General features: G+C 39.5%; 7 protein-coding genes. 2 read left to right on the forward strand and 5 right to left on the reverse strand.

Features of this window, described 5'->3' with window-relative positions; genetic code table 11:
- Positions 1-9: 9 nt before the first annotated feature.
- Both ACOVQQ_RS05535 and ACOVQQ_RS05540 read right to left on the reverse strand, forming a co-directional pair.
- Entirely contained in the window at positions 10-1,614 is a 1,605-nt protein-coding gene (locus tag ACOVQQ_RS05535) for a S8 family peptidase (protein WP_421817309.1), read from the reverse strand.
- Positions 1,615-1,695: 81 nt separating this feature from the next.
- Positions 1,696-2,553 carry an MBL fold metallo-hydrolase gene (locus ACOVQQ_RS05540; RefSeq protein ID WP_421817310.1) on the reverse strand — a complete coding sequence of 286 codons (858 nt, stop codon included), beginning with the start codon at positions 2,551-2,553 and terminating at the stop codon, positions 1,696-1,698.
- Between the two features lie 312 nt (positions 2,554-2,865).
- Here ACOVQQ_RS05540 and ACOVQQ_RS05545 point away from each other — a divergent pair, with 312 nt between their 5' ends.
- Together ACOVQQ_RS05545 and ACOVQQ_RS05550 are read left to right on the forward strand one after the other, a co-directional pair.
- A complete protein-coding gene (locus ACOVQQ_RS05545) occupies positions 2,866-3,213 on the forward strand; it encodes a toxin-antitoxin system YwqK family antitoxin (protein ID WP_421817311.1) in 348 nt (115 codons plus the stop codon).
- A 129-nt stretch (positions 3,214-3,342) separates the two neighbouring features.
- Positions 3,343-3,606: a type II toxin-antitoxin system Phd/YefM family antitoxin gene (locus ACOVQQ_RS05550; protein WP_421817312.1), complete on the forward strand. Its 264-nt coding sequence runs from the start codon at positions 3,343-3,345 to the stop codon at positions 3,604-3,606.
- Between the two features lie 193 nt (positions 3,607-3,799).
- On the opposite strand, the gene ACOVQQ_RS05555 is transcribed toward ACOVQQ_RS05550, so the two are convergent.
- The 3 genes from ACOVQQ_RS05555 to ACOVQQ_RS05565 form a co-directional block, all read right to left on the reverse strand.
- On the reverse strand, positions 3,800-4,726 hold the full coding sequence (locus tag ACOVQQ_RS05555) for a hypothetical protein (protein ID WP_421817313.1): 927 nt from the start codon (positions 4,724-4,726) through the stop codon (positions 3,800-3,802).
- 62 nt (positions 4,727-4,788) lie between these two features.
- Positions 4,789-5,466, reverse strand: a complete 678-nt coding sequence (locus tag ACOVQQ_RS05560) for a hypothetical protein (RefSeq protein ID WP_421817314.1) — start codon at positions 5,464-5,466, stop codon at positions 4,789-4,791.
- A 244-nt stretch (positions 5,467-5,710) separates the two neighbouring features.
- On the reverse strand, positions 5,711-6,000 hold a 290-nt coding region (locus tag ACOVQQ_RS05565; protein ID WP_421817315.1), incomplete at its 5' end, for a hypothetical protein.

A 6,000-nucleotide genomic window follows, 5' to 3' on the forward strand; every position in this document is an offset into this window, starting at 1 on the left:
GAAATAATATTAACCTTTTATCTCCTTTATTTTTCCTTTCGAAACTTGCTCGGCCATTTGTAATGCTTTATACGCATTCACAAACTTCCCGCTTACCGAAAGTGTTTTGTATTCTTTCGGACTTCCATCTTCGCCAGCCAAAACTTTCTGGTCGACCTGAGTTCCCGAAGCCATAATAATTTGCTTCACTTGCTTAGCCGATAATTTTGGATAATACGAACGAATTAAAGCCGCAACACCAGCAACGTTTGGCGAAGCCATAGAAGTACCTTGCAAAAATTGGTACGATTCTTTTGGAGTCGTCGCGTAAATCTGAACTCCCGGTGCAAAAATATCTACATTTAATTGTCCGTAGTTTGAGAAATCAGCAACAATGTTCTCGCCATACGCCGGATTCAAAGCTCCAATGGTAAGTACATTCGCTGCAAATTCGGTTTTCTTATCGTCTGAGTCGTTCGGGAAATTATCTTCCACATCAATGTCCTTCGCGTCGTTACCCGCAGCGTGAACAATTAAAACGTCTTTCTTTTCAGCGTATTTAATAGCGTCATACACCCATTGTTTGTGCGGCGAAAAACTTTTTCCAAACGAAGCATTAATCACTTTTGCTCCGTTATCAACTGCGTAGTGAATAGCCAAGGCAATATCCTTATCGTACTCATCGCCATCCGGAACGGCTCTACAAGTCAAAATTTGCACATTGTCGGCAATACCATCGCCACCCATACCGTTGTTACGCGATTGCGCTACAATACCTGCTACGTGTGTTCCGTGTAAAGCTTCGTCTTTATCCGGACCAATAACGTTATTGTCTCCGTATTTAGTGTCTTTCAAGTCGTTCGGATTGTCGCCCAAAACTTTTCTATAATCCACAAAACCAGCACCCGATGCTGTAGCCGAAGCCTCATCGAGCTGTTTTTTGATTTCTACAAGCAAATCAGCAACCGGCAAGCCGTAACCCAACATTTGTGTCATAACCATTTTGGCACGAACCACATCTTTATCTGTTGAGGTAATGGTTTCCAAATCTTCCACCGTGTAGATTTCTTTTTTCAACTCTTTCTGAAGTAAAGCATCGGCTTTTGTAGTTCCTTCAAGTGCTTTTTCCATTTGCGTTTTCATCGCAAGCGATTCTTGGAATTTACTGTCGTATTGCTTTTTAGCCTTTTGGTACGTCGCATCGTCAACTAAATTTTTGTCGTTGGCAATACGCGCGTATTCGTAGTTTTCTTTGGTGATGTTTCCTAAGAAATTCCAGCCATGTATATCGTCTACATAGCCGTTTTTATCGTCGTCGATGCCGTTTCCAGCAACTTCTTTTTTGTTTGTCCATACAACCGACTGTAAATCCGGATGCTCAATATCTACGCCCGAATCGATAATTCCTACAATAACTGGAGTCGATTTTTTCCCTTTCAACAATTCTGCGTAAGCACGATCAACGCTCATACCCGGAACGCTGTCTTTTTCCATGTCAAGATGACTCCAGCGTTTGAGTTCGTTTTCCGTTAACTGCGCTTTTTTAGCGGTGTAGCTTTGTGCATTCGCCTGCGTTGCGCACAAAAGGCTAAGAGATGCGAATAATACAAATCCGCTTAATTTTATTTTTTGCATGAGTCTAAATATATTGTATAACAAATGTAGCAGAGTTTCCGAATTAGCGCTTGTTATTAACGTAAATTTATAAACGCCATCTTACAAAACGTCGCTTAGCGTAAAAACGTCTTTGAGTCGCACGCCTTTTTCGGTGTCTTGCAAGTTTATAATCGGGTTGTGCGCGTCGTGTTCCATAAATAAATACCAGTTTTCGCGAACAGCATAATCGTAAAACGCCTGTTTTTCGGGCATGGTTAACAAAGGTCTGGTGTCGTATCCCATCACGTACGGCAGCGGAATATGTCCGGCTGTTGGGAGCAAATCGGCCATAAACGCAATTTTTTTGCCTTGGTACGTAATAACGGGAATCATCATTTGGTCGGTATGTCCGTTGGCGTAAAAAATCTCGAAACCAAGTTCTTCTGCAAAGGCGAGTGTCTCAGTAGGTTCGTCGATAAAGTACAGCTGACCCGCTTCGGCAATCGGCAAAATATTCTCACTTAAAAACGAGGCTTTTTCGCGGGCGTTGGGTTTGGTTGCCCATTCCCAGTGGCGTTTGTTGGTCCAGTATTTGGCGTTTTTAAACGTGGTTTCGAAACCGGTTTTGCTGGCATTGTGCGATACGGCGCCACCGCAATGGTCGAAATGTAGGTGTGTTAGAAATACATCGGTAATGTCGTTGGCATGAAATCCGGCATTTTTAAGCGATTGGTGCAATTCGTGCTCGCCCCACATATTGTAAAATCCGAAGAATTTCTCCGATTGTTTGTTGCCCATGCCCGTGTCTATGAGCGTCAGGCGGTTGCCGTTTTCAATGAGCAAACAGCGCGCAGCCAAATCAATTTGGTTATTGGCATCGGCCGGATTGGTTTTATGCCAAAGCACTTTCGGAACCACACCAAACATCGCGCCGCCGTCGAGTTTAAAATTTCCCGCTTCAATAGCATGTAATTTCATGAATCGTTTTTTAGTGCGCTAAAGGTACGTATTTGCGGGTTTATTTTTTGGGCGCCCGGGCACGCCATCGCTCATACTCCTCGCCGCAAAAGCCAACGGTAGTGCGTCATTTAAATTTTGTGATGGCTTTTTCGGCTGTGGGGTAACCGCTCTGTCGTTGGCGCGGCAGCCGTCTTTGATGGAACGTTTCAAACCGCTTTCAAACCGTTTCCAATGTTAAATTTTTCGCAATGTTACCAAATTGTTAAGCCAATGTGTTGCGTATGTAAATTAATTGTTATCTTTGAGTTATTAATTTAAAGTTCAACTCATATGAAAACGATGTTTGTTTGGAGCGCGCTATTGATGTTCGCTGTTGGTTTTTCGCAAGGAATTGCGCCGAAGCATGAGGTAGTTGACAATTTGGTTAAATCTACGTATTACCACGATAACGGTCAAGTTGCGCAACAAGGATATTACAAGAACGGAAAAGTTCACGGGCAGTGGGTATCGTACGATGCTGCGGGTAATAAAGTAGCCATGGGAACTTACAACGAAGGCGAAAAAACCGGAAAATGGTTCTTCTGGAATCAAAACAGCTTAAGCGAAGTAGATTATTCGGCTTCGCGTGTTGCCAAAGTTAAAAGCTGGAAGCAAGATGCTGTAGTAGTAAGAAACTAACTAATCCAATTATTGAAAAAGCACCGTCGAAAGGCGGTGCTTTTTTGTTTATGGGAAATTTTAAATTAGTTGATCTGGTAATTGATTTCGGATTAAATTTACTTCATTCAAAATTGCAAAACACACGAAATGAAAGCAGTTACTTTAGCAAGCTTCCGGAAGCAACTTAACAAATATATTGCTGAGGTGGCCGATTCGCAAGATGCATTAATCGTAGCAGGCAAGAAGGAAAACGATGCTGTGGTATGCCTGTCCATTAAAGAGTATAATTCTATCATCGAGACATCGCATTTGCTTTCGACAAAAGCGAATCTAAATTGGCTCGACGAATCTATCTCGCAGTTCGAAAGTGGCGAATTTAAAACGATAGATATAGAGCACTATTTTAATTAACGAGCTACAGAATCATATATACTTTAACGCATAATCGGCGACCTTCGGTTGGTATATAACGTTTTGGGCGAACGCGGAGTTGATCAGAAATGCGTGGTAGTTCAATGCCGATTCCACTACGATGATTTTTGAGCGGAAATGAATTTTGGTTCAACGTATTTAATGCGTGAAGGACAGCAGCGGAAATCCTCTTTTATTCTGCAAAAACACCATATAACACAATGGCTGGCGCTACTAACATACTTTTATGTGGTTTCCGTTTAAATTGATACGCATAATCGTAATTTAAAAAAGCATTTACATTGATAAGTTCGTCTGAAGACTTATTAACTTTTAATTTCCAGTACCTGTTAAAATAATCGGTTCTTTCGGAAATTTGAAATTTGAGTTTAGTCTGTTCTTTTACATCGGGTATGAAATTGAGCTTTCCGTCTTTTGGGTAGTTCAACAGTTTAACAGTCACAAAAATCTGCTCATTGGGTTTTAATTCATAGGCTTGGTTCAAAGGTACTTCTATTTTACCCTTTTGTTTTGTTTGAATCTTGATGCTGTCGGTCGAAAACAATTCTCTTGATATTATAATATAGTCGCTCACTTTCGTTTTTTCGATAGCAAAAAATTTAATGACCACATTGGTTTCATGAACGGCTTTGTCTATAAAAAAATCAACTTTACGAACCGCAATTGTTTTGCTGTAGGGATTAGTAAACAGTATTCCGCCAAAAATCGAGTCTGAAATTCTGGTACTCCGGCTCTTAACAAATCTGTTTAACTCGCCCAAGCGAATTGTGTTATCACGCTTGTTGCTAATTACAACTTCGTCTAAAAACAACATCTTCTTATTTAAATAAATTAAAGTATCAATTTTTGATCTTGGTACGATAAGATCTTCGTAATCGAACTTTGATAAGCATAGAGAATCGTAGGGTTTAGAGGTGTCTAAAGTTGTAAATTCGTTCAATTTGGTGATTCCTTTTGAAACCGTATCGCCACGAAATAAGAGGGTGTAGTTAACTTCTTCAATAAGCTCATGTGTATCGTTATCAAGCGGGATAAAGATTTGAGATTGAGCACAATAATTAAAAATTATGGTAATTATAATAAAGGATAATTGTTTCATATTATTAGAAAACCGATTAACCTAATTAAAGGTAAATCGGTTTAAGTTTCAAGCTTAATTTTTTAATTTGGATTGTACTCTTCATTGCAGCCCACCGTTACTTGACCAGTTCCGTCCTCTTTCATAAGAGCAATGGTTTTGCTTATTCGAATCCCTAAAAAATAGCGGGTAATATAAACTCCACGCACCCAATTGCCATCTACACCTCTGAAACAAGAACCGTAAGTATATCTTGGCCTTAGAGCAATTGGTTGCTCAGTAGTTGGCGGCTCAAAATCAGGATGGTCTTTAATCGTTATAAAGTCAAACTCATTTGTGCTGATGTATTTGTCAATTTCGTTAATGTCATTAAACGTCATTGTTTGTGCAGCATCGACTTTAATAGCGGTCATTTTGTAATCAACGCGATCTACATCAAAAAAGTAAAGTAATTCGCTAGTCTCTTTATCGGAGATAACGTAACCTCTAGCACGCTCGTCGCCATCAACAAAAACTTCGGTGATTTGCAAGTTTTGAACTTCTACACTTCTGTTGGATGCGCCAGGAACATTTTGTTGTTTTGTTTGAACGGTTGCGCCGTAATTGAAAGGTTTGCCATAAAAATTAGAAAGAAGAACGTCGGCCTGTGGTTTGTTGCTGACGTTTGCATCAGCTTCGGAATTGCTTGAACAGCTAACAGCTACTAGAAAAAGCATGCAAATACAATTCGCATACATAAAAGACGAAAATTTATTTTTCATTTTTTGTAATTTAAAAAATTTATAAAAGTTAATTGGTTAACCGTTATCAAATGTAAGCAAAAATTATTTAGACGCTAATTTAAAATAAACTTTAACATTTGAAAGTCAATGATTTTTCTGTTTACTGTCGTGTACTTTTATATTATCCGATAAAAAAGACTGGTGTTTTCGTATTATTTTTATTAGATAATAGTGGTATAAATATCTATAGATTTACCAAGTTATTAAAATTGATATAGTTTATTTAAAGTATATTATTAAAGTTCATGAAGTTGTATTTTCCTATTATTGCCTGCGTGAAGGACAGCAGCGGAAACCGTTTGCAGCTGTTTTGGAGCAGTGGCACGACGGAAACTGCGACCAGCGGAAGCGCGTTTGCGATGCAGCCAGTGCCCAAAAGTGCAAAAACGTTGCAGCGAATGGCCTGACGGCGGTGCACAATTATTTTTGGCGTACATTTTTTCCGCCGGCATGCCCAAATAACCTGAGTTCGATTAAAAATCTTTGTCAGAACGCTTGAAATGAACAAATGTT

This window comes from Flavobacterium sp. (assembly GCF_049240005.1).
Classification (GTDB): Bacteria; Bacteroidota; Bacteroidia; order Flavobacteriales; family Flavobacteriaceae; genus Flavobacterium.